This window comes from Phascolarctobacterium succinatutens CAG:287 (genome assembly GCF_000434895.1).
GTDB classification, from domain to species: Bacteria; Bacillota; Negativicutes; order Acidaminococcales; family Acidaminococcaceae; genus Phascolarctobacterium_A; species Phascolarctobacterium_A succinatutens_A.
The window spans coordinates 60,797-77,340 of the sequence record NZ_FR892771.1 but is presented as its reverse complement, the minus strand read 5'-3'; the positions used below and the strand labels follow the sequence as shown (position 1 = coordinate 77,340).

At 44.5% G+C, this 16,544-nt stretch carries 24 protein-coding genes; 15 read left to right on the top strand and 9 right to left on the bottom strand.

Translation table 11 applies throughout. From position 1 onward, the window contains the following. Together glyS and BN587_RS02920 are read left to right on the top strand one after the other, a co-directional pair. The coding region (gene glyS / locus BN587_RS11730; protein ID WP_303684796.1) for a glycine--tRNA ligase subunit beta at positions 1 to 1,195 on the top strand (1,195 nt) is incomplete at its 5' end. Positions 1,196 to 1,218: 23 nt separating this feature from the next. Continuing rightward, entirely contained in the window at positions 1,219 to 1,437 is a 219-nt protein-coding gene (locus BN587_RS02920; RefSeq protein ID WP_021719657.1) for a hypothetical protein, read from the top strand. A gap of 231 nt (positions 1,438 to 1,668) precedes the next feature. Here the strand turns inward: BN587_RS02920 and BN587_RS02915 are convergent, their stop codons facing one another. Next, entirely contained in the window at positions 1,669 to 2,049 is a 381-nt protein-coding gene (locus tag BN587_RS02915) for a desulfoferrodoxin (RefSeq protein ID WP_021719656.1), read from the bottom strand. A gap of 282 nt (positions 2,050 to 2,331) precedes the next feature. On the opposite strand from BN587_RS02915, the gene rlmD reads away from it, so the two are divergent. After that, positions 2,332 to 3,714 (top strand): 23S rRNA (uracil(1939)-C(5))-methyltransferase RlmD, encoded by a 1,383-nt coding sequence (rlmD, locus tag BN587_RS02910; RefSeq protein ID WP_021719655.1) that lies wholly within the window; start codon positions 2,332 to 2,334, stop codon positions 3,712 to 3,714. A 130-nt stretch (positions 3,715 to 3,844) separates the two neighbouring features. On the opposite strand, the gene BN587_RS02905 is transcribed toward rlmD, so the two are convergent. The 7 genes from BN587_RS02905 to BN587_RS02875 form a co-directional block, all read right to left on the bottom strand. Then, positions 3,845 to 5,119: a site-specific integrase gene (locus BN587_RS02905; protein WP_044484046.1), complete on the bottom strand. Its 1,275-nt coding sequence runs from the start codon at positions 5,117 to 5,119 to the stop codon at positions 3,845 to 3,847. Between the two features lie 215 nt (positions 5,120 to 5,334). After that, positions 5,335 to 6,168 (bottom strand): hypothetical protein, encoded by an 834-nt coding sequence (locus BN587_RS02900; RefSeq protein ID WP_021719653.1) that lies wholly within the window; start codon positions 6,166 to 6,168, stop codon positions 5,335 to 5,337. Positions 6,169 to 6,282: 114 nt separating this feature from the next. Next, complete coding sequence (locus tag BN587_RS02895; protein ID WP_021719652.1) at positions 6,283 to 7,404, bottom strand: helix-turn-helix domain-containing protein; 1,122 nt, start codon at positions 7,402 to 7,404, stop codon at positions 6,283 to 6,285. Continuing rightward, positions 7,385 to 8,011 carry a hypothetical protein gene (locus tag BN587_RS02890; protein ID WP_021719651.1) on the bottom strand — a complete coding sequence of 209 codons (627 nt, stop codon included), beginning with the start codon at positions 8,009 to 8,011 and terminating at the stop codon, positions 7,385 to 7,387. Before BN587_RS02890 ends, BN587_RS02895 begins: the two co-directional genes overlap by 20 nt. Positions 8,012 to 8,155: 144 nt before the next feature. Next, complete coding sequence (locus BN587_RS02885; RefSeq protein WP_021719650.1) at positions 8,156 to 9,121, bottom strand: Abi family protein; 966 nt, start codon at positions 9,119 to 9,121, stop codon at positions 8,156 to 8,158. Between the two features lie 279 nt (positions 9,122 to 9,400). Beyond that, positions 9,401 to 9,820, bottom strand: a complete 420-nt coding sequence (locus BN587_RS02880) for an ImmA/IrrE family metallo-endopeptidase (protein ID WP_021719649.1) — start codon at positions 9,818 to 9,820, stop codon at positions 9,401 to 9,403. Positions 9,821 to 9,824: 4 nt separating this feature from the next. Further along, positions 9,825 to 10,259, bottom strand: a complete 435-nt coding sequence (locus BN587_RS02875) for a helix-turn-helix transcriptional regulator (protein ID WP_021719648.1) — start codon at positions 10,257 to 10,259, stop codon at positions 9,825 to 9,827. 153 nt (positions 10,260 to 10,412) lie between these two features. Here BN587_RS02875 and BN587_RS02870 point away from each other — a divergent pair, with 153 nt between their 5' ends. From BN587_RS02870 to BN587_RS02860, 3 genes are read left to right on the top strand one after another with little or no spacing between them, the layout of a single operon-like run. Beyond that, complete coding sequence (locus BN587_RS02870) at positions 10,413 to 10,604, top strand: helix-turn-helix transcriptional regulator (RefSeq protein WP_021719647.1); 192 nt, start codon at positions 10,413 to 10,415, stop codon at positions 10,602 to 10,604. A 35-nt stretch (positions 10,605 to 10,639) separates the two neighbouring features. Next, positions 10,640 to 11,407 (top strand): phage antirepressor, encoded by a 768-nt coding sequence (locus BN587_RS02865; protein WP_021719646.1) that lies wholly within the window; start codon positions 10,640 to 10,642, stop codon positions 11,405 to 11,407. A 21-nt stretch (positions 11,408 to 11,428) separates the two neighbouring features. Beyond that, positions 11,429 to 11,692: a hypothetical protein gene (locus BN587_RS02860; RefSeq protein WP_021719645.1), complete on the top strand. Its 264-nt coding sequence runs from the start codon at positions 11,429 to 11,431 to the stop codon at positions 11,690 to 11,692. Here BN587_RS02860 and BN587_RS02855 read toward each other — a convergent pair. After that, positions 11,657 to 12,217 carry a hypothetical protein gene (locus tag BN587_RS02855; protein ID WP_021719644.1) on the bottom strand — a complete coding sequence of 187 codons (561 nt, stop codon included), beginning with the start codon at positions 12,215 to 12,217 and terminating at the stop codon, positions 11,657 to 11,659. The genes BN587_RS02860 and BN587_RS02855 overlap by 36 nt on opposite strands. Positions 12,218 to 12,292: 75 nt before the next feature. Here BN587_RS02855 and BN587_RS02850 point away from each other — a divergent pair, with 75 nt between their 5' ends. The 9 genes from BN587_RS02850 to BN587_RS02815 are packed head-to-tail and all read left to right on the top strand — an operon-like array spanning position 12,293 to position 16,541. Further along, positions 12,293 to 12,499, top strand: coding sequence for a helix-turn-helix domain-containing protein (locus BN587_RS02850; protein WP_021719643.1), 207 nt, complete (start codon positions 12,293 to 12,295; stop codon positions 12,497 to 12,499). Between the two features lie 2 nt (positions 12,500 to 12,501). Then, positions 12,502 to 12,765: a lysM domain protein gene (locus tag BN587_RS02845; protein WP_021719642.1), complete on the top strand. Its 264-nt coding sequence runs from the start codon at positions 12,502 to 12,504 to the stop codon at positions 12,763 to 12,765. Then, positions 12,762 to 12,923, top strand: coding sequence for a hypothetical protein (locus BN587_RS11725; protein WP_021719641.1), 162 nt, complete (start codon positions 12,762 to 12,764; stop codon positions 12,921 to 12,923). The genes BN587_RS02845 and BN587_RS11725 overlap by 4 nt, the downstream gene beginning before the upstream one ends. Position 12,924: 1 nt before the next feature. After that, the gene (locus BN587_RS02840) at positions 12,925 to 13,416 is read left to right on the top strand and encodes a siphovirus Gp157 family protein (RefSeq protein WP_021719640.1); all 492 of its coding nucleotides are present in this window, start codon (positions 12,925 to 12,927) and stop codon (positions 13,414 to 13,416) included. Positions 13,417 to 13,427: 11 nt separating this feature from the next. Then, positions 13,428 to 14,087, top strand: coding sequence for a hypothetical protein (locus BN587_RS02835; protein WP_021719639.1), 660 nt, complete (start codon positions 13,428 to 13,430; stop codon positions 14,085 to 14,087). After that, positions 14,084 to 14,368 carry a hypothetical protein gene (locus BN587_RS02830; RefSeq protein WP_044484042.1) on the top strand — a complete coding sequence of 95 codons (285 nt, stop codon included), beginning with the start codon at positions 14,084 to 14,086 and terminating at the stop codon, positions 14,366 to 14,368. The genes BN587_RS02835 and BN587_RS02830 overlap by 4 nt, the downstream gene beginning before the upstream one ends. A gap of 12 nt (positions 14,369 to 14,380) precedes the next feature. Then, positions 14,381 to 14,923, top strand: coding sequence for a hypothetical protein (locus tag BN587_RS02825; RefSeq protein ID WP_021719637.1), 543 nt, complete (start codon positions 14,381 to 14,383; stop codon positions 14,921 to 14,923). A gap of 4 nt (positions 14,924 to 14,927) precedes the next feature. Beyond that, on the top strand, positions 14,928 to 15,689 hold the full coding sequence (locus tag BN587_RS02820; protein ID WP_021719636.1) for a phage replisome organizer N-terminal domain-containing protein: 762 nt from the start codon (positions 14,928 to 14,930) through the stop codon (positions 15,687 to 15,689). Positions 15,690 to 15,701: 12 nt separating this feature from the next. Beyond that, entirely contained in the window at positions 15,702 to 16,541 is an 840-nt protein-coding gene (locus BN587_RS02815) for an ATP-binding protein (protein WP_021719635.1), read from the top strand. Positions 16,542 to 16,544: the final 3 nt, after the last annotated feature.

Sequence of the window (16,544 nt, the reverse complement as noted above, 5' to 3'; positions counted from 1 at the left end):
CTCCCTGCTGAACAAGTTCATCACCGTCCGCAACGGCGGCAAGGAGCATCTGGAAATTGTTGCTCACGGTAACGAGCGCGTACTGCGTGCACGTCTTAGCGACGCTGAATTCTTCTTCAACGAAGACAGAAAACAAACTTTGGCTGACCGTCTGGAAAAACTCAAAACTGTTTCCTTCCAGGAAGGCCTGGGCAATATGAACGATAAGAGCAAACGTCTGGTACAGGCTGTTGATATGCTGGCTATGGCTATCAATGCCAAGGTTGATAAAGAAAAACTGGAGCGCACCGCTCTGCTGTGCAAATGCGACCTGGTAACCGGCATGGTTATCGAATTCACCGAGCTGCAGGGCGTTATGGGCCGCGAATATGCTAAGCTCGACGGTGAAGCTCCTGAGGTTGCACTGGGTATTTACGAGCATTATCTGCCGCGCTTTGCTGGTGACGAGCTGCCGACTACCGATATCGGCCGTCTGACCGGTATTGCCGACAAGCTGGACAATATCTGCGCTACCTTCAGCCGCGGTCTGGCTCCGACCGGCTCTCAGGATCCGTATGCACTGCGCCGTCAGGCTCTGGGCATCATCAACATTCTGCTGGACGGCAACTACCATGTATCTCTGTACAAGGTTATCGCCGGCGCTCTGTACCTGCTGAACATCCCGGCAGAGGATACCAAAAAGCTCGTACCGCAGATTGCTGAGTTCATGAAACAGCGCCTGCGCAACATGCTGATGGATCAGGGCATCCGTTATGACGTAGTTGACGCAGTTCTGGCTGACCAGATGAACGACGACTTTACCGACCTTGTTGCCCGTGCTAAGGCTCTGAACAGCTTCGTTGCTTCCGCAGAGGCTCCGGCACTGATTCAGGCTGCAACCCGTGTTGCTAACCTGTGCAAGAAGATTGAAGAAGAATCCGCTATTAACCCGCAGCTCTTTGCAGTTGAAGCTGAAGGCGCTCTGCACAATGCCGCTATGGCAGCCAGCAAGGAAGTGCTGGTTGCAGCAACCAAATATGACTATGCTGCAGTTCTGGCTGAAGCAGTTAAGCTGGTTGACCCGATCAACAAATTCTTCGAAGACGTTATGGTTATGGACGAGGACGTTCGCGTGAAGAACAACCGTCTGGCACTCTTGGCAGCAGTTAAGGATATTACCCATGCTGTAGGTGACCTGAGCGTTATCGTACAATAATAAAAGCTAAGGAGATTAGTCTAATGGAACAATTTAATGCAGAAGCAAAAGCACTTGTAGAAATGCAGAATGAATACGTTTTGCTCACTGGCAAAAACCCCAGCGAAATGTGCCACGATGATTTCATCCGCGCAGAAGAGCTGAACGTACAGATTAAGGACGCAACCAAGGTTATGGCTGCGTTGGCAATCGAATTTGCCGGCTACAAAAAAGACGAAAAAGGCCTGTGGGTAGAAAAATAATTCTCCCGCTGTGCTTTTTGAACAGCCTTTGGGGCTTAAGACCATAGGCCTCGTGTGATTGTTTTTGTAATTTAACCGGTCTCGGATATGCTATTACATATAGCTGTCTGAGGCCGGTTTTATTTTTAGCTTAAAATAAAATAAGTGCCGGAGCTCCTGGCCTGAAATTGAATCAGATCAAGACTCGAGCACTTATTAGAGCAACGTTTTGTTAGTGTAAGGCTTTAGCTGTTACAGCTTTGCTGCCCACAGCCCGTGCAGATTGCAATAAGCATAAGCGGCGAGCGGAGCTGCATCACCGGCAAGAGCAAAAACAGCCTCCGGCTTGTCACCGGGCTTTAAGATATAGCGCTGACCGCCATGAGTTGTCTGCAGATAAATCCATTGGATGTAGTGCTTTTCAATCATGGGATGCTCCACGCTGCCTACAGCTACACGAACCGTGCTGCCATCAACAGTAATAACCGGCACATGCTTTTCCAGCGCTGCGTCCTCGGTGTTGGCAACAAGCTCCTGCATCGGCTTACCGCAGCAGACAAGTTCACCGCCGCCGTCCTGAATCAGGCCGACGATATTACCGCAAATACTGCATTTCAAAAATTTTACTGCCATTGTGCATCGCTCCTTTCGCAAAATAAAACCTTTTTAAACCTGGAAACTCAATGTCCCTAATTTAATTATAGCTTATGTTATATGCAAAGTATATAGCTTTGCGAAAAATGTTGCACACTTATCACAATTACAGGAAAAGGAAAAATACAGTGTTGGGAGACGTAAGCCGGTTGTTGCGTCGGTATAAAGCATTATCTTGCCGCGCTGCTGTTCCTTTGCAGGCCATGTTTGTGATATAATTATAGATATATATAATAAACGGTAAAGGTTGGGTGGATTTTTATGAAGCAGATAATTCCTGTAAAACAGGGTGATAATATTACATTAACGATTAATGGTCTCGGCAGCAGCGGCGAGGGCGTTGGCAAGTACGAGGGCTTTACGGTTTTCGTTAAGGGCGCGCTGCCGGAGGAAGAGGTACGCGTAACTATTACGCTGGTGAAGAAAAGCTATGCTGTAGGTGCGCTGGAGGAGATTGTCAAAGCATCTGCCGAGCGTGTGGAGCCTGCGTGCCCGGTGTATAAGGAATGCGGCGGCTGCCAGCTGCAGCATTTGAGCTATAAGGGACAGCTGGCATGCAAGCGTCAGCAGGTGCAGGATGCACTTACCAGAATCGGACATCTGGACTTAGAGGCATTGCCGGTGTTGGGGGCGGCGGAGCCGTGGAGCTACCGCAATAAGATGCAGTTCCCGGCGGCAGCGGACGCCGAAGGCGTGCTGCAGATAGGCTGCTATGCAACGGCAACACACAGCGTCGTAGATACTGATGCCTGCATGATTTCCAAGGAAGCGAACAATGCAATTATGAAAACGGTACGCACCTGGATGCAGCATTATAACATCAGCGCTTATGACGAAAAGACAGGTAAGGGACTCGTGCGCCATATTATGGGACGCGTGGGCGTGCACAGCGGCGAGGTGATGGCGGTTATCATTACCTCCAGCTATGACATTCCGCATCGCGGCGTGCTGATTGAATGGCTGAAACGCCATGTTCCGGGACTTGTGAGCGTGGTGCAGAACATCAACAAAAAACAGACGAACGTGGTCATGGGCAGCAAAACACGCGTGCTGTACGGAGCGGAATCGATTAAGGACAGCTTGGGCAGTCTGAGCTTTCATATTTCTGCACAGGCCTTCTTTCAGGTGAACAGCGAGCAGGCAGAAAAGCTGTATAACAAGGCGTTGGAGTTTGCGGCGCTGAGCGGGAAGGAAACCGTAGTGGACGTTTACTGTGGTACCGGTACGATTTCTCTGTATCTGGCGCGTCATGCCAAACAGGTTTATGGTATCGAGATTGTGGCGCCTGCGATTGAAAATGCCAAGAAAAATGCAGAAGAGAATAAATGCGCTAATGCGGAATTTATCTGCGGCGATGCAGCGGTAGAGTTGCCGAAGCTGCTGGCCGGCGGCGTGCGTCCGGACGTTGTGGTGGTGGATCCTCCGCGTGCGGGCTGCGAGCAGAAGGTGCTGGCTGCGATTGCTGAGGTACAGCCTGAGCGCGTTGTTTATGTGTCCTGCAATCCTGCGTCCTTGGCGCGTGATCTGGCGTTTATGGAGCAGCATGGGTATAAGGCGATTGTGGCGCAGCCGGTGGATATGTTCCCGATGACTAGCCATGTTGAAACTGTGGTGCTGCTAAACCGCATGAATACGGCATTTTAAGGGTTTCAGAGGGGCGAAAAACTGTAATTTGTGGCCCTCGTGTGGCCGAAAATTTTAGATGGCCACAATTTAATAGCAAAAAACAAAGCGCTCAGACAACAATCATTTGCTGTCTGGGCGCCGTTTTTTGCTATTTATGAACCGCCTTTTCAAAGATTTCTACTGATTGATTTCTCAGGTAGTTAGTATTGTGGGTATATGTATTAAGCGTTGTTTCTATGTTGCAGTGTCCTAAACGCTCCTGCACGTCCTTTATATTGGCACCGTTCTCTATAAGCGTTGTAGCGTGTGTGTGGCGCAGTGAATGGTAGTTGAAATTTATCTTCAGCTCATAGTGGATTGCACGGCTGCAATATTTCATGCTGTCCATACTCAGCAGCTGGCCGTTCTCCCTTACGTTTATCATATCCACGGACTCAAGAGGGCAGGGAACTCCGGCTTCAATTTCTATGAGCCGGTAAATGGTATCGCCTTTTTCGTCCTGCTCCGGCTTTTTGTAGATTTTTGTGTAGTATTCGTCATAGAAGGCTTTGTTGGCCATTTGCCGGTCATAAGCTTTTTTCAATGCAGCACAGAGTGTATCACCGATATTGATGATGCGGTTGGACTTGAAAGTTTTTGTGCTGTTGAAATACCAGGCGCTTTTCTCTTCCTTCATGCCCTTCTTCTTCAGAATCTCCCTTACATCTGCGCCACAGTTGCGCTTAAGCAAAGCCTTACTAATGCTTATGGTCTGATTGTCAAAATCGACATCGTTCCAGGTAAGGCCAAAGCATTCGGAAATTCTTACGCCGGTATAGTAGCCGATCATAAGCGGAATATAAAAATTAGAGCCTTCCGGAAAGCGCTCTATAATCTGCTTAAACTGCTCCGGTGTAATGATGTACCGGGTTTCCTTCTTGGGTGCCGTATCCTTGGGGATTCTTACGTTATTGCATGGATTATACTGGATGTACTTCAACGGCTCAATAGCATAATCCAGCGCTGCAGAGAGCGTGGAGAAGATACCGACGATGCTTGCCCTGCTGAGGCCACGCAGCTTCAGAGAATTTACGAATTCTTGAACGGCGGAAGGGGTGAGGGATTTTAACCGGTACATTCCTAGGCTGGGCTTTAGGTGATTTTCGATAGTATAAAGATAGCCAAGCTGGGTATTATATTTTAGGTTCATTTTGCAGTAAGTATCAATCCAACTGTCCAGATAATCCGCAACGGAAATGCTGGAAAGATTGAAAGTCTGACCGCTTTCGTTGTATTCTGCCAGCGCCTTGGTTCCGGCTTCCACGGCTTCCTTTTTCGTTTTAAAGCCGGATTTGGAAACACGCTTACGCTTGCCATCGACGGAAGCAGCTTCGAAACGGTACTGCCATTTATCGCCGCGTCTTGTTACGTTTAATGTTGAAATAAAAAATCAGCTCCTTTGCTTAAAATTGGGTGTAGTGTAGCAGAGCTGATTAAAATCTGATATAATAAAAAGGTAATCAGCTTCTGTTCTTGCCATGAATTGAGGGATTACAAAGCGGCTGCGTGCTGGTAACACGCTCCGCACAGCGCTCGGTGCTGGTAACACCGGGCGCTTTTTATTTTGTAAATATATTGAGTATTATAGGTTAGGTAAAATTATTTGTAATAACCCATGGATTTAAGTTGGTTGATGTAAGCTAGCTTTTGTTCAATTGTGGACAGCATTCCTAACCCCTGCAAAAAAGATTTTTTTGTTTCATCTGCATTGCACCATGCTGTAAAACGTTCGATTTCTGCGAGTGCAGGAGCATATTTTTGTGCCTGTAATTCTTCCATTTTTTCAAAGTTACCACTAAAACGAGCCATCTCAATTTCTGCACCCATTGGATCAACAAATTTGTTGATTTGCTCATTAAGTTTGCATGCATCTCTAAATGAAGCTCTTACAGAGTTTTTTACATTTTTACGAGGGTCAGTTTGTGCAGCATAGATATTCATACCAAGAGCAAACGTGCCGGAGGAATAGGTTTTAATTCCATAATCGACATTAACAAACTCTTTGCTGTTTGCTCTAGGTAGTGCTTCGCTTAAATGAACATTGATAGCAGGAGCATAGCCAGTTGCCTGTGCGCCATAAGCATTTTGATAATTGGTGCTGGTGGTAGTTTCGCCAGCCAGTTCGATTTGCACCATTAAGGGAACTTGATTCGGTTTAATCAGCTCTTGATAAAATACAGGGGATGTCGGTTGATAGGTATTGCGCTTTACATCTTGCACTAAAAAGCGTTTGGAATAATGCTTGAGCAGCTCTTTTTCAAATTCTTCTTGTCCTTTGGCAATGTCTTCAGCATCATTTTGAGATTGAAGGATTGCATCAGAAACTCTGTAGAAGAGAACAACCTTTTTAGTAGGCTGGAACTCTGCAGCCGAAGTAACACTACAAAATAAGAATGTAAGTGCAGTTACCAGTAAAAGTAGTTTTTTCATCATAAACACTCCTTGAAAAATTTTATTTGTCTGGAATAATCCAGATGACAACAAAAAAATATATAACTTATTTATTGTCAGTCTTCTGCTGGCGGTCTATATTATTCTTAATACTCATTATAATATTTTCATATATAGAATTTTACTTTGTGTAAAATAATCAGGATCAACAGAACAAGCCTGTTCAATAAAATGAGTATCTAAACCAAATGTATCTAAAAGTAATTGCTTGGTGTATATTTTTTTATCTACCAGAAGTTCTATTGCTTGCTTTATTAGGACAGGGCGTTCTGGACTATAGTAATCATCAAATGGTTCTACTTTACGCCATCTTTTAGAACTAATTTGTTTTTGCAATGACACTTCTCTTTCTGGTGAGATTAGTGTAAGTTGGGAACATCTTTTTATCATACCTGTAATAGATAGTTTGGTTTGAGGTTTTAAGCGAGCTAATTCCTGCAGAGTAGCAGAGTTAATGTATTTTTTTACAGTTACGTCAGGAAGTAAAAAGGCACCAGCGAAGTTTTTAGCATCTTGCTCTATACGCTTTAAATCCTTGGATATATCGTCTAATGCACCATGAAAAAATAAGTGACACAGCTCATGAGCCATACTCATACGCAGACGGAAAAAATTATTTTCACTATTAAGGACCATATATGGTCTGCCTCCAAACCAGAAAGAAAAACCATCAATCTGCTCAGGAAGATCGATAACCATAATTATGATTCCACGTTTTTCAAGTTCATACATAAGGTCTTGTATTGGTTCATATCCCAAATTCCAAGATCTACGAATAACTTTCGCCATAACTTCATAATCAAAATTATCTTCATCGATGTTTGTAGAAGTTTTTATTTTATTAAATAAAGGGTCTACTGGAGGGAATTTGATTTTACTTCCTATAAGTCCGACGATATCATTAACAAATAGTTTCGCTTGCGTGAATGCTTTGTCACGCTTTAATTTAGTGGCAGAGGAGAAGCTTCTGAAATATACGTCTCCATCAGGTTTTGAAGTAATTTCTGGCTTATAATAAAAACTTATAGGCAATCCATATATTATTGACAGTTGCCTGAAGTTTTCTGCATTAGGTGTAGCTTTTTCATGTTCATATAAGGAAAGTGCCTGAGCACTAACACCTATTTGAGCTGCAACTTCTTTAGCAGTTTTATTGGCCAGTATTCTGGCATCACGAAGTCTGGAACCTGTGATGTGGTTATGCTTGTTGAGTACCATAAATATCAGCTCCTGTTTCAAGTTCGTCAATAAGCTCAACAAGAAGTTCTTTTTTGTTTTCCTCTTGATTATTAACCGTTGCATTACGTTTCATATCCAATGGTTTAACATAAAGCCAGGATTCTTCACCGGGAATACCAATGCTTAAAAACATTGTACCATTTTTGTTTTCTCCATAAGCGATAAGAAACGTATCAATAGGCGGCATTTGTTCAGTAAAGAGATTGATTTCTACATCTGGTCTATATTTTACTGATTTTGGTTTGGTTAATGGTGATCTAGCCTTTGCGCAATAAATCGTAGCAGTGCCAGACTTCATTTCAATGTGGCTACAATTTTTGGCAGAGTTCAATTCGATAGAGTAGGACCATGGCAATAAGCCTTTATCGCAGTATTTCTTAGCTACTATTCCTATTGCAATACGTAAAATATGGGCGCGAAGGTCTTTGGCAAGCGTTGTTACTTTAAGCAGATAGACAGTATCATATGCTTCATTGCATAAATCTTGAGCCTCAAAAATCAATGAGGGCAGAACGGATTGTACATCAGATGTAAATACAGAAAGATAAGCTGTTTGTAATTTTTGTTCAATAATGTTTGTTTGCAATTTTTATCCCTCCAATAACGAAAGTATCTATATCAATTATTATATACTTTTATTGGAAAAAATCAAGTATAACGGGATAATGAACAAATAATAGCAAAATGGTTCCGCCGTCAGCATCCGGCTGGCGGTATTTGTTTTGAGCAGTTAAAGTTGTTCTATTTTATCGTTATCAATATGCCAATTATCCGGAAACCCAAGTTCTTTTAAAACATTATTAATAGGGATTGTTTTTAGCTTATTGCTAAGAGTCTTGAAACGCTTTTTGAATGTGTTATGCATTATAGCGTATTCGTTCCTGCTAATGAAGCATTGAAGTGTTATGAAGGCTTCGTATGCGCTGCGCCTTTCGTCCTCCTTCTGGATATTATATTTTTCATGAAGTGGTGTCCAATACTTAGTGTTCTGGTGGCATCGGAAACCTAGTAAGCGATTATTATGCGCGCATATATTTCTTATATCATTGATATTTTCAAGAAAACTATTCAGCATTTCCGGTGGAAACGGGCTATGGTTATCAGGAATGTTTTGACCGATAAATTCAAGACAGTCTTTACAAATCTTGTTTTGCAAGGATTTTTTAGAGTGTTTTAATAAATAACGCAGCTCTCCGAACTCGATGTGATTAACCAATACCCATATGGGAACATGTTTGTATTTCCTAAGATAATGATCAATGCTGCTGTTTTTGTTAGATTTGTCCTTATTATGGGATAAAATTTTTCTTGAAAGGTTTGATATTGTTTTTGCGACTAACAACGTCTTGTCTTGCTCATAGCAGTTTATGTTTAAGTACGCATAAGGTTCATCCTTAAACATTTCAGCAAAACGATGTGCAAATATTGCTCTTAAATGCGTTTCAGCTTCTAAAATACCTAAAAGCAATACCTGCTTGAATTCACGTTCAAAGACATATAAGCTCGTAATTTCGTCAAAACTTGTTTGAGCAGTGTAATTATCTCCTTCTCTAGGAAAAAATCTGGCGTATCCATTGATAAGGTTATAGTAGTTTTGGCTTAAAAGATATTTTTTTGCACGTTCTTCATCGGGTATAATTAGCCCGCGCTGCTTTAAAAGTTCTATTTGTTCTTCAAGGGACTTAAATTCTTTCACAAAAAAAGACCTCCTCTGGATAACAGAGAAGGCCTTCTTCCGTACCGGTCCCCGTAGGGATACCGGCGCTTTTCCTATCTCTATTATACGCATTTAAAGTATGTATGTCAATGACAGGTATGGAAAAAAACTTGCTTTTTTGTCAGCATTGTGGTACTATATATGGCTTAAGTATCTAAAACCACAATATATAGTGTTTGCATCAAGCAAACCGTCAGCCTTCCGCTGGCGGTATTTTTTTATCTTTGGTAAAAAAGGCTGTTTTTACCAAGTTCTATTTTATTTCTTCAGTACTTCCAGCCCCATCGGCACGCCTACCATGTCAGCAAAGCGGTGAATGGAAGTTTCCGGGTACTGCTGCAGCAGCTCATCCGGCAGGAGCAGTTCCACGGCGAAGGTGTTGGCCTGCCGTTCTATTTTATCAATGCTGAAAAGGGTATGGGCTTTGAGGAATGGCGTCGACACGCCTTTATGTAAAACACTGTGGCCAAGCTCATGGGCGCAGGTGTATGCTTGCAATTCTTCGGATATGTTCTGGTTAATGATGATAAATTTGGAACGCTTATATGTAGTGAAGTAGCCCCATGTGCTGCCAAGCTCTGCGTACATGACGATGATGTTCAGCAGCTGCGCCAGCTCATAGGGGTTATTTGTTTTGTGCTTATGTGTAAGCTGCTTCACAGCAGCCTTGATATCCATGATATTATTCCTCTTCGTGGCGATATTTTTTAGGAGTGTATTTTTCTTTGGCGATTTTCTTTGCCAGTCGCATGGTAGCCTGCAGGCTTGCTTTCAGGAGTTCTCTGTCTTCATCATCTTCAACGGTACCGCCCATGGCAGCCATTGCGTTTTTGCTGTCGAGGTCGGCAAGCATTTTTTCGAGGTCGGCGGCGATTTGGCGTTCATCGCGGGGGGTGAGGGGGACGGATTGGCTCTGCAAACCATTATCTTCAATAATATTACTTTTTTGTATGCCAAAATGGTCAGCTATTTTTTGAATAGCTCCCATGCGTGGCTCTTTTATGCCTTGTTCCCATGTTGATACAGCTTTATCACTAACACCTGCAATTTGACCTAACTCTTTTTGCGATAATCCATATTGTTCGCGCAACAACTTAATATTTTCACTGATTCCCATGATGTTGCTCCCTTCTTATTTTTATATCACTATCATATACTAAAAGTAGAAAAAAATCAACATGAAAACGAAAATAATCTACTTTTAGTAGTTGACACTCTACCAAAAGTAGATTATAATAGACTTGTAAATCAAACAAAGGAGGTGTTCCAAATGGGCTTATCTTTGAAGCAGATACGCCTTGTGAGAGAAAAAACACAGGACGAAATGGCTGAAAAGCTGGGCGTTCATGTCCAAACTTATCGCAAATTAGAGGAAAATCCTGATGAGGTAACTATTAAGCAAGCTAAAATTATCTCGGAATTTCTTGGCGTATCTTATGATGATATTTTTTTTGCTCAATAACTCTACTAAAAGTAGATTAGAAAAAGAGGTGCAACATGAACAACTTACAGATTTTCGACAGTCCCGACTTCGGACAGATTCGCACCATTCAACAGAATGGAGAACCGTGGTTCGTTGGCAAGGACGTGGCTGACATTCTCGGTTATCAAAACGGTAGTCGAGATGTCAACCGCCATGTAGATGAAGATGACAGGCAAAACTACCAAAACGGTACTTTTGAAAGTAATCGTGGTTTGACCATTATCAACGAAAGCGGTCTTTACTCTCTCATCCTCTCCAGCAAGATGCCCAAAGCAAAGGAATTCAAGCGCTGGGTGACAAGTGAAGTCATTCCGGCAATCAGAAAGACCGGCGGGTACATCGCAGGCAGTGAGAACATGACGGACGCAGAGATTATGGCGAAGGCTGTGCTGGTAGCTCAAAGCACTATCCGGCAGCGTGACCAGCGCATTAAGGAGCTGGAAAGCGATGTGGCAGCGGCGAAACCGAAGGTGCTGTTTGCGGATGCGGTGAGCGCGTCGGACAGCACGATTCTGATTGGTGACCTTGCGAAGATTCTGAAGCAGAACGGCCATCCGATTGGTCAGAAGCGCTTGTTCAACTGGATGCGTGAGCAAGGATACCTGATTAAGCGTGCCGGAGCGGATTATAACAGCCCGACGCAGCGCGCTATGGAAATGGGATTGTTCAAAATTAAGGAAACGGCTATTTCCCACAGTGACGGCCACGTCAGCGTCAGCAAAACCACTAAGGTTACCGGCAAAGGCCAGCAGTACTTTATCAACAAGTTTTGCGGGGCGTGATGGTGATGGGAGGCAATGGCGATGGAGATTACGAAAAATTTGCAAACCATTGAAAGAAGCTTAAAGGCAATTAAAGAAGCCGAATTTAGAATCAACAAACTTTGGGGAAAAACATCTTCAGGTAAACTTGATAACTCGCTATACATAATTGAAAGTTCGAAAATCCGGGAAGAAATAAAAAAAGCCTTGGCTGCTGTTGATGCAATCAAGGCCGAAGAATTTAAATTTTTAAATGAAAATATTTTACCGCTACTTTGCGAGCAGATAGGTACCGATGACCTGTAAAAGTGAACCGTACATAGTTTGATAGTTTTCCAGATGTTCTTTAGCGGACGAAAGCAGACCTTTTTCTAACGGAGAACCGATTTCCATCCGTTTAAAAAGAGGTGAAAGCTCTTCTTGAATTTTTTGCAGGTCTTGCTTGTCGCTAATGGTGGCTTGTAGTATAGCTTGAAAATCAGCGATAGACAAACCTTGATTGATAGTGTTTCCTGTAATGTTCTGACCAACGATACCGGAAACGTTGCTATTGACAATGATGTTTGCGGCCGGCTGCACAGTGGAAATTTTCTCAATAGCCTTTGTACCTTTAGAGGTGATTTTAACACTAACAGGAACGCCTTTATATTCGGCGTATGGCTTAACAAAATTTTCTTGTTTCAAATAGTTTACAGAAGCAAGAAATGATGTTCTGTCATTAGGGCTCATAGCTTCCAGCTTATCTTCGCTGACATTGTAGGAATCATATCCTTCTGAAAGGCCATCATAAATGTACCTTAATAAATCCATTGCGTCGTTATGTATATTCATATTATTTCACCTCCTGTCTGTAGCTTAATTATAGCACTGATGCGGAGAAGTGAGGGAAGAAGGGAGGGTGAGATTATGGCAAGTATTGAGCTTTTGACTGTTGCTGAAGTAAGCAAACTTCTGAAATGTAATGTTGACTATGTTTACAAGCTCAAAAAATCCGGTTTGCTGAGATTCATGAAGCTTGGCAACCTTAAATGCCGCCGGGAATCTTTGGAAGAGTTCCTCAGCACATATGACGGCAAGGATGTGACTGATCCGTTTAACGTGAAGGAGTTGTAGATATGAAAAAAGTATTGTTCATTCTGCTGGTAGCCTGCTGCGTTTGGGCTGCATGGGATGCAACACGTCCGACGGAAAAATATGTTGTCAAGGCTACGGCCTGCGAAGGGGATACCCTTTGGCACCTGGTGGGTGACACCATGCAGCACGAGGGCGACAGCAGAGATATTCGCGAGGTCATCTTTTATACAAAGAAAATCAGCAACTTGAAGGGTGACCTTCAGCCGGGGGACATCGTGCTGATTCCCATTGAGGTGCGCAGATGAACGAAAGAGATTATGACGGCCTGACAATGGACTACTTCCAAAATCAGCTGCTTGCAAAAGGCATTACCAAAGAAATGTTTAACATGGATCAGTTTGCCGGCCTTACCACCCGGGAGCTGCAGAACATCGTAAACAACGTAAGTTTAAAGGAGGCATAGCATGAAACTGTTTGATATAGACGAAAGACTGGCGGCCTGCGTCAAATTGGACGAAAGCCGCGTTGTAGATACCGAAAGCGGTGAAATCATCGACCTTGAAGCAATCGCTGCTCTGGAAATGGAGCGCGACAAGAAGATTGAGAACCTGGGCTGCTGGTATAAAAACCTGTTAGCGGAGGCAGAAGCTTTGAAAGCGCAGAAGAACGCTTTTGCAGAACGTGAAAAGGCTAAGAAGGCCAAGGCGGAAAGCCTTAGAGGCTTTTTGAGCCGCTATCTGAACGGCAAAAAGTTTGAAAGTGCGAAGGTGGCCATGAGCTTCCGCAAAAGCGAAGCGGTAGAGTTTGACGCAAAGTGCATCGGCGATGTTCCGGAAGAATTCCTGAAATTCAAAGATCCGGAGCTGGACAAGGTTGCAGTCAAAAAGGCTATCAAGGCCGGTGAAACTGTACCTGGCTGCGAACTGGTAGCGCGCCAGAACCTGCAGATTAAATAAGGCGGCCTATTATGGATAACATGAAATTTTATAGTCAGCTTGCCGCTCCGCCTGCCGAAGCCATCAAGCCTATCCAGGGCGGCAACTTAAAAGGCAAAAGCGACATTAATCCGCAGTGGAAGATTGAAGCTATGACTTCGGTTTTCGGTCCGTGCGGTATTGGCTGGAAGTTTAACATCGCCGATGAAAAGACGTTCCAGTGCGGTGACGGACAGATTTTATTGTTCCTGACTGTTGCGCTTATGTATCACGATGGAGAGGGCTGGAGCGAACCGGTCTACGGCTGCGGCGGTGACTTCATCGTCGAGAAAAACAAAAACGGGCTTGTTCCCAATGACGAAGCCTATAAAATGTGCCTTACCGACGCGCTGGGCAACGCTATGAAGTGCATCGGCGTTGCGGCTGATGTGTATCGTGGCTTGCGGGACAGCAAGTATGGTGAAAGCCACAGAACCGAGCCACAGGCTTCCCGCCAGACGAAGGCTGCAACGAAGCATACCGACAAGGTGAGCAGCTATCAGCTGGCGCAGCTGCAGACGATGGCAAAGCAGAAGGGCGTTGATGTGGCAGGCATCGCGCAAAGCCTGCAGCTCAATAACTTGCGGGATATCACTGCAGCGCAATGGGCGCAATGCATGAACAGCCTAAGAAAGCGGGCGGACGCACAGTGAAAAAGTCTATTGTAACGGATAACATGGAATTTTGCATAGTCTGCGGCAGACCGCGGGAAGCAGTGCATCACGTATTTTTCGGAACTGCGCTGCGGAAAATCAGCGACAAACACGGTTTTGTAGTGCCGTTGTGCAACTATCATCATAACGGCGCGGCTGGCATACATAATAATAACCAGGTGCTTGACCAAAAAATCAAACAGCACGCACAGCGTAAGTATGAAGCCCTGGGGCATAGCCGAGAAGAATTCCGGGCGTTGATAGGCAAAAGCTATCTTTAGGGCGGTGGAAACGTGAAAGCACAGATTAAACATATAGCTGACGTGGCCTGTATGAGCTCTACAATAGAGTTTACGGTGGTGCTTGATAGTTTGTATAGGCAGGATGTTTTTGAAGTCATGAACGCAATGCAGGGCGATAAGAAGCCATATACGATATCCATCGAACCTAAAAAAGAAAGAAGAAGTCTTAGGGCTTACAACTATTGTTGGGAATTGTGCCATAAGATTGGGGAAAAGATTAACGCACCGAAAACGGTAGTATATCAGAAAAATATACGTGAGGTTGGTAGTTTCACAACTTTAGAGATGCTTACTTCTTCCGTGCCGCAGTTTTCAACGCGGTGGGGTGGTAATGGCCTGGGCTGGTTGACAGATACTATTGACCAACATGGAGAATATACCAGTCTAATAGCATATTATGGCAGCAGCACCTATACAATAGCCGAGATGTCAAGACTGATAGACAGTGTTGTATCAGAAGCTAAAAGTGTGGGCGTTGAGACCTTACCTCCATGGGAACTGGATATAATCAAAGCGGCATGGAAAGGGAGCTGATAAAGTGGCGGACGTGAAATGGATAAAGATTGCTGTTGATATGTTCGACAACCGCAAGATTAAACAGATTGGCAGCATGCCGGAGGGTGACAGCCTTCTGCTGATGTGGGTGCAGCTGCTCTGCCTTGCCGGTAATGTCAACGATGGCGGCTTTATCTATCTGACAAAGGAAATCCCGTATACGGACGAAATGCTGGCCACGCAGTTTAACAAGCCTATTTCGACTGTAAGGCTTGCGCTGAAGACCTTTGAACAGTTCGGCATGATAGAAATCATCAACAACATGATTTTCCTGTCAAGCTGGGAGAAGTACCAGAGCACAGACAGGCTGACAGAAATCAGAGAGCAGACGCGGGCAAGGGTTGCGAAGCACCGGGAAAAGCAAAAGCTGCTTGCAGCGGGACAGCTTGACGGTGAAAGTAACGTTACATGTAACGTTACAGTAACGCAAGGTAACGCACTAGAAGAAGATATAGATAAAGATATAGATAAAGATAAGAATAAGAGTATATCTAAAAAATCCCCCCGCCATAAACACGGCGAATATCAAAACGTGCTGCTGTCTGATGATGATCTGGAGAAGCTGAAGGCTGAATTCCCTGCTGATTGGGACCAGCGTATACAGCGCTTGTCTGAATATATGGCTTCCAGCGGCAAGAGCTATAAAAACCACCTTGCTACTATCCGTAATTGGGCAAGGCGCGACAAACCGGCTGCAAAGTCTGCAGGCGGTGAAGATATGACTGATTTGGACAAATACTTCTAGGATGGTGATAACATGGATGGTTTACTTGAAATTGTGGCGACGGTAGAGCAAAAGACCGCCGCCAACTTGCCAAGAAGTTCAGCCGACTATATGGAAAACGGTCTGCTGTACTGCGGCAAATGCCATACGCCAAAAGAGTTCCGCGGCAATTTCCTTGGCATGGTCAAGGTGGTGCCGTGCCTCTGCCGGTGCAGATCCGAAAAATTGGCGGCAGAAGAACAGCAGCGCAAAGCTGAAAAGCGGCAGGCTCGCATCAGGCAGCATCGCCGTGCTAGCTTTCTTGAAAGCGATATGCAGCATTGGAACTTTGCAGCTGATGATGGTGCAGACCCGCGCATAATGAGGGCTGCTAAAAACTACGTTGGCAACTTTACGCAGTTTCGGGAGCAGGGGAAGGGCCTGCTGCTGTATGGTGGTGTGGGAACCGGCAAGACTTTTGCTGCTGCCTGCATCGCCAATGCGCTGATAGACTCCGGCAGAACCTGCCTGATGACCAACTTTGCGCGGGTGCTGAATACCTTGTGGAGCATCGAGGAAAAGCAAACCTATATTGACAGCTTCAATCAGTTCGACCTGCTGGTTCTGGATGATTTGGGAGCCGAACGCCGTAGCGAATACGCGCAGGAGCAGGTGTTTAACGTGATTGATGCGCGGTATAGAGCAAAGCTGCCGATGATCATCACAACCAACCTGAGCATCGACGAAATCAAAAAGCCCGACAGCATCGGCAACAGCCGTATCTATGACAGAGTGCTGGAGATGTGCCATCCGGTAGAAGTAACCGGCAAGAGCCGTCGCCGCCAGAAGGTAGCAGCTGATTTCAGAAGCATGAATGAGCTTTTGGGGCTGTAGGGA

What these genes read in the sequence shown, in the direction of transcription:
- BN587_RS02920 (WP_021719657.1), top strand. Translation starts at nt 1,219, where the DNA reads ATGGAACAATTTAATGCAGAAGCAAAAGCACTTGTAGAAATGCAGAAT.
- BN587_RS02915 (WP_021719656.1), bottom strand. Translation starts at nt 2,049, where the DNA reads ATGGCAGTAAAATTTTTGAAATGCAGTATTTGCGGTAATATCGTCGGC.
- rlmD (WP_021719655.1), top strand. Translation starts at nt 2,332, where the DNA reads ATGAAGCAGATAATTCCTGTAAAACAGGGTGATAATATTACATTAACG.
- BN587_RS02900 (WP_021719653.1), bottom strand. Translation starts at nt 6,168, where the DNA reads ATGATGAAAAAACTACTTTTACTGGTAACTGCACTTACATTCTTATTT.
- BN587_RS02895 (WP_021719652.1), bottom strand. Translation starts at nt 7,404, where the DNA reads ATGGTACTCAACAAGCATAACCACATCACAGGTTCCAGACTTCGTGAT.
- BN587_RS02880 (WP_021719649.1), bottom strand. Translation starts at nt 9,820, where the DNA reads ATGGATATCAAGGCTGCTGTGAAGCAGCTTACACATAAGCACAAAACA.
- BN587_RS02875 (WP_021719648.1), bottom strand. Translation starts at nt 10,259, where the DNA reads ATGGGAATCAGTGAAAATATTAAGTTGTTGCGCGAACAATATGGATTA.
- BN587_RS02870 (WP_021719647.1), top strand. Translation starts at nt 10,413, where the DNA reads ATGGGCTTATCTTTGAAGCAGATACGCCTTGTGAGAGAAAAAACACAG.
- BN587_RS02865 (WP_021719646.1), top strand. Translation starts at nt 10,640, where the DNA reads ATGAACAACTTACAGATTTTCGACAGTCCCGACTTCGGACAGATTCGC.
- BN587_RS02860 (WP_021719645.1), top strand. Translation starts at nt 11,429, where the DNA reads ATGGAGATTACGAAAAATTTGCAAACCATTGAAAGAAGCTTAAAGGCA.
- BN587_RS02855 (WP_021719644.1), bottom strand. Translation starts at nt 12,217, where the DNA reads ATGAATATACATAACGACGCAATGGATTTATTAAGGTACATTTATGAT.
- BN587_RS02850 (WP_021719643.1), top strand. Translation starts at nt 12,293, where the DNA reads ATGGCAAGTATTGAGCTTTTGACTGTTGCTGAAGTAAGCAAACTTCTG.
- BN587_RS02845 (WP_021719642.1), top strand. Translation starts at nt 12,502, where the DNA reads ATGAAAAAAGTATTGTTCATTCTGCTGGTAGCCTGCTGCGTTTGGGCT.
- BN587_RS11725 (WP_021719641.1), top strand. Translation starts at nt 12,762, where the DNA reads ATGAACGAAAGAGATTATGACGGCCTGACAATGGACTACTTCCAAAAT.
- BN587_RS02840 (WP_021719640.1), top strand. Translation starts at nt 12,925, where the DNA reads ATGAAACTGTTTGATATAGACGAAAGACTGGCGGCCTGCGTCAAATTG.
- BN587_RS02835 (WP_021719639.1), top strand. Translation starts at nt 13,428, where the DNA reads ATGGATAACATGAAATTTTATAGTCAGCTTGCCGCTCCGCCTGCCGAA.
- BN587_RS02815 (WP_021719635.1), top strand. Translation starts at nt 15,702, where the DNA reads ATGGATGGTTTACTTGAAATTGTGGCGACGGTAGAGCAAAAGACCGCC.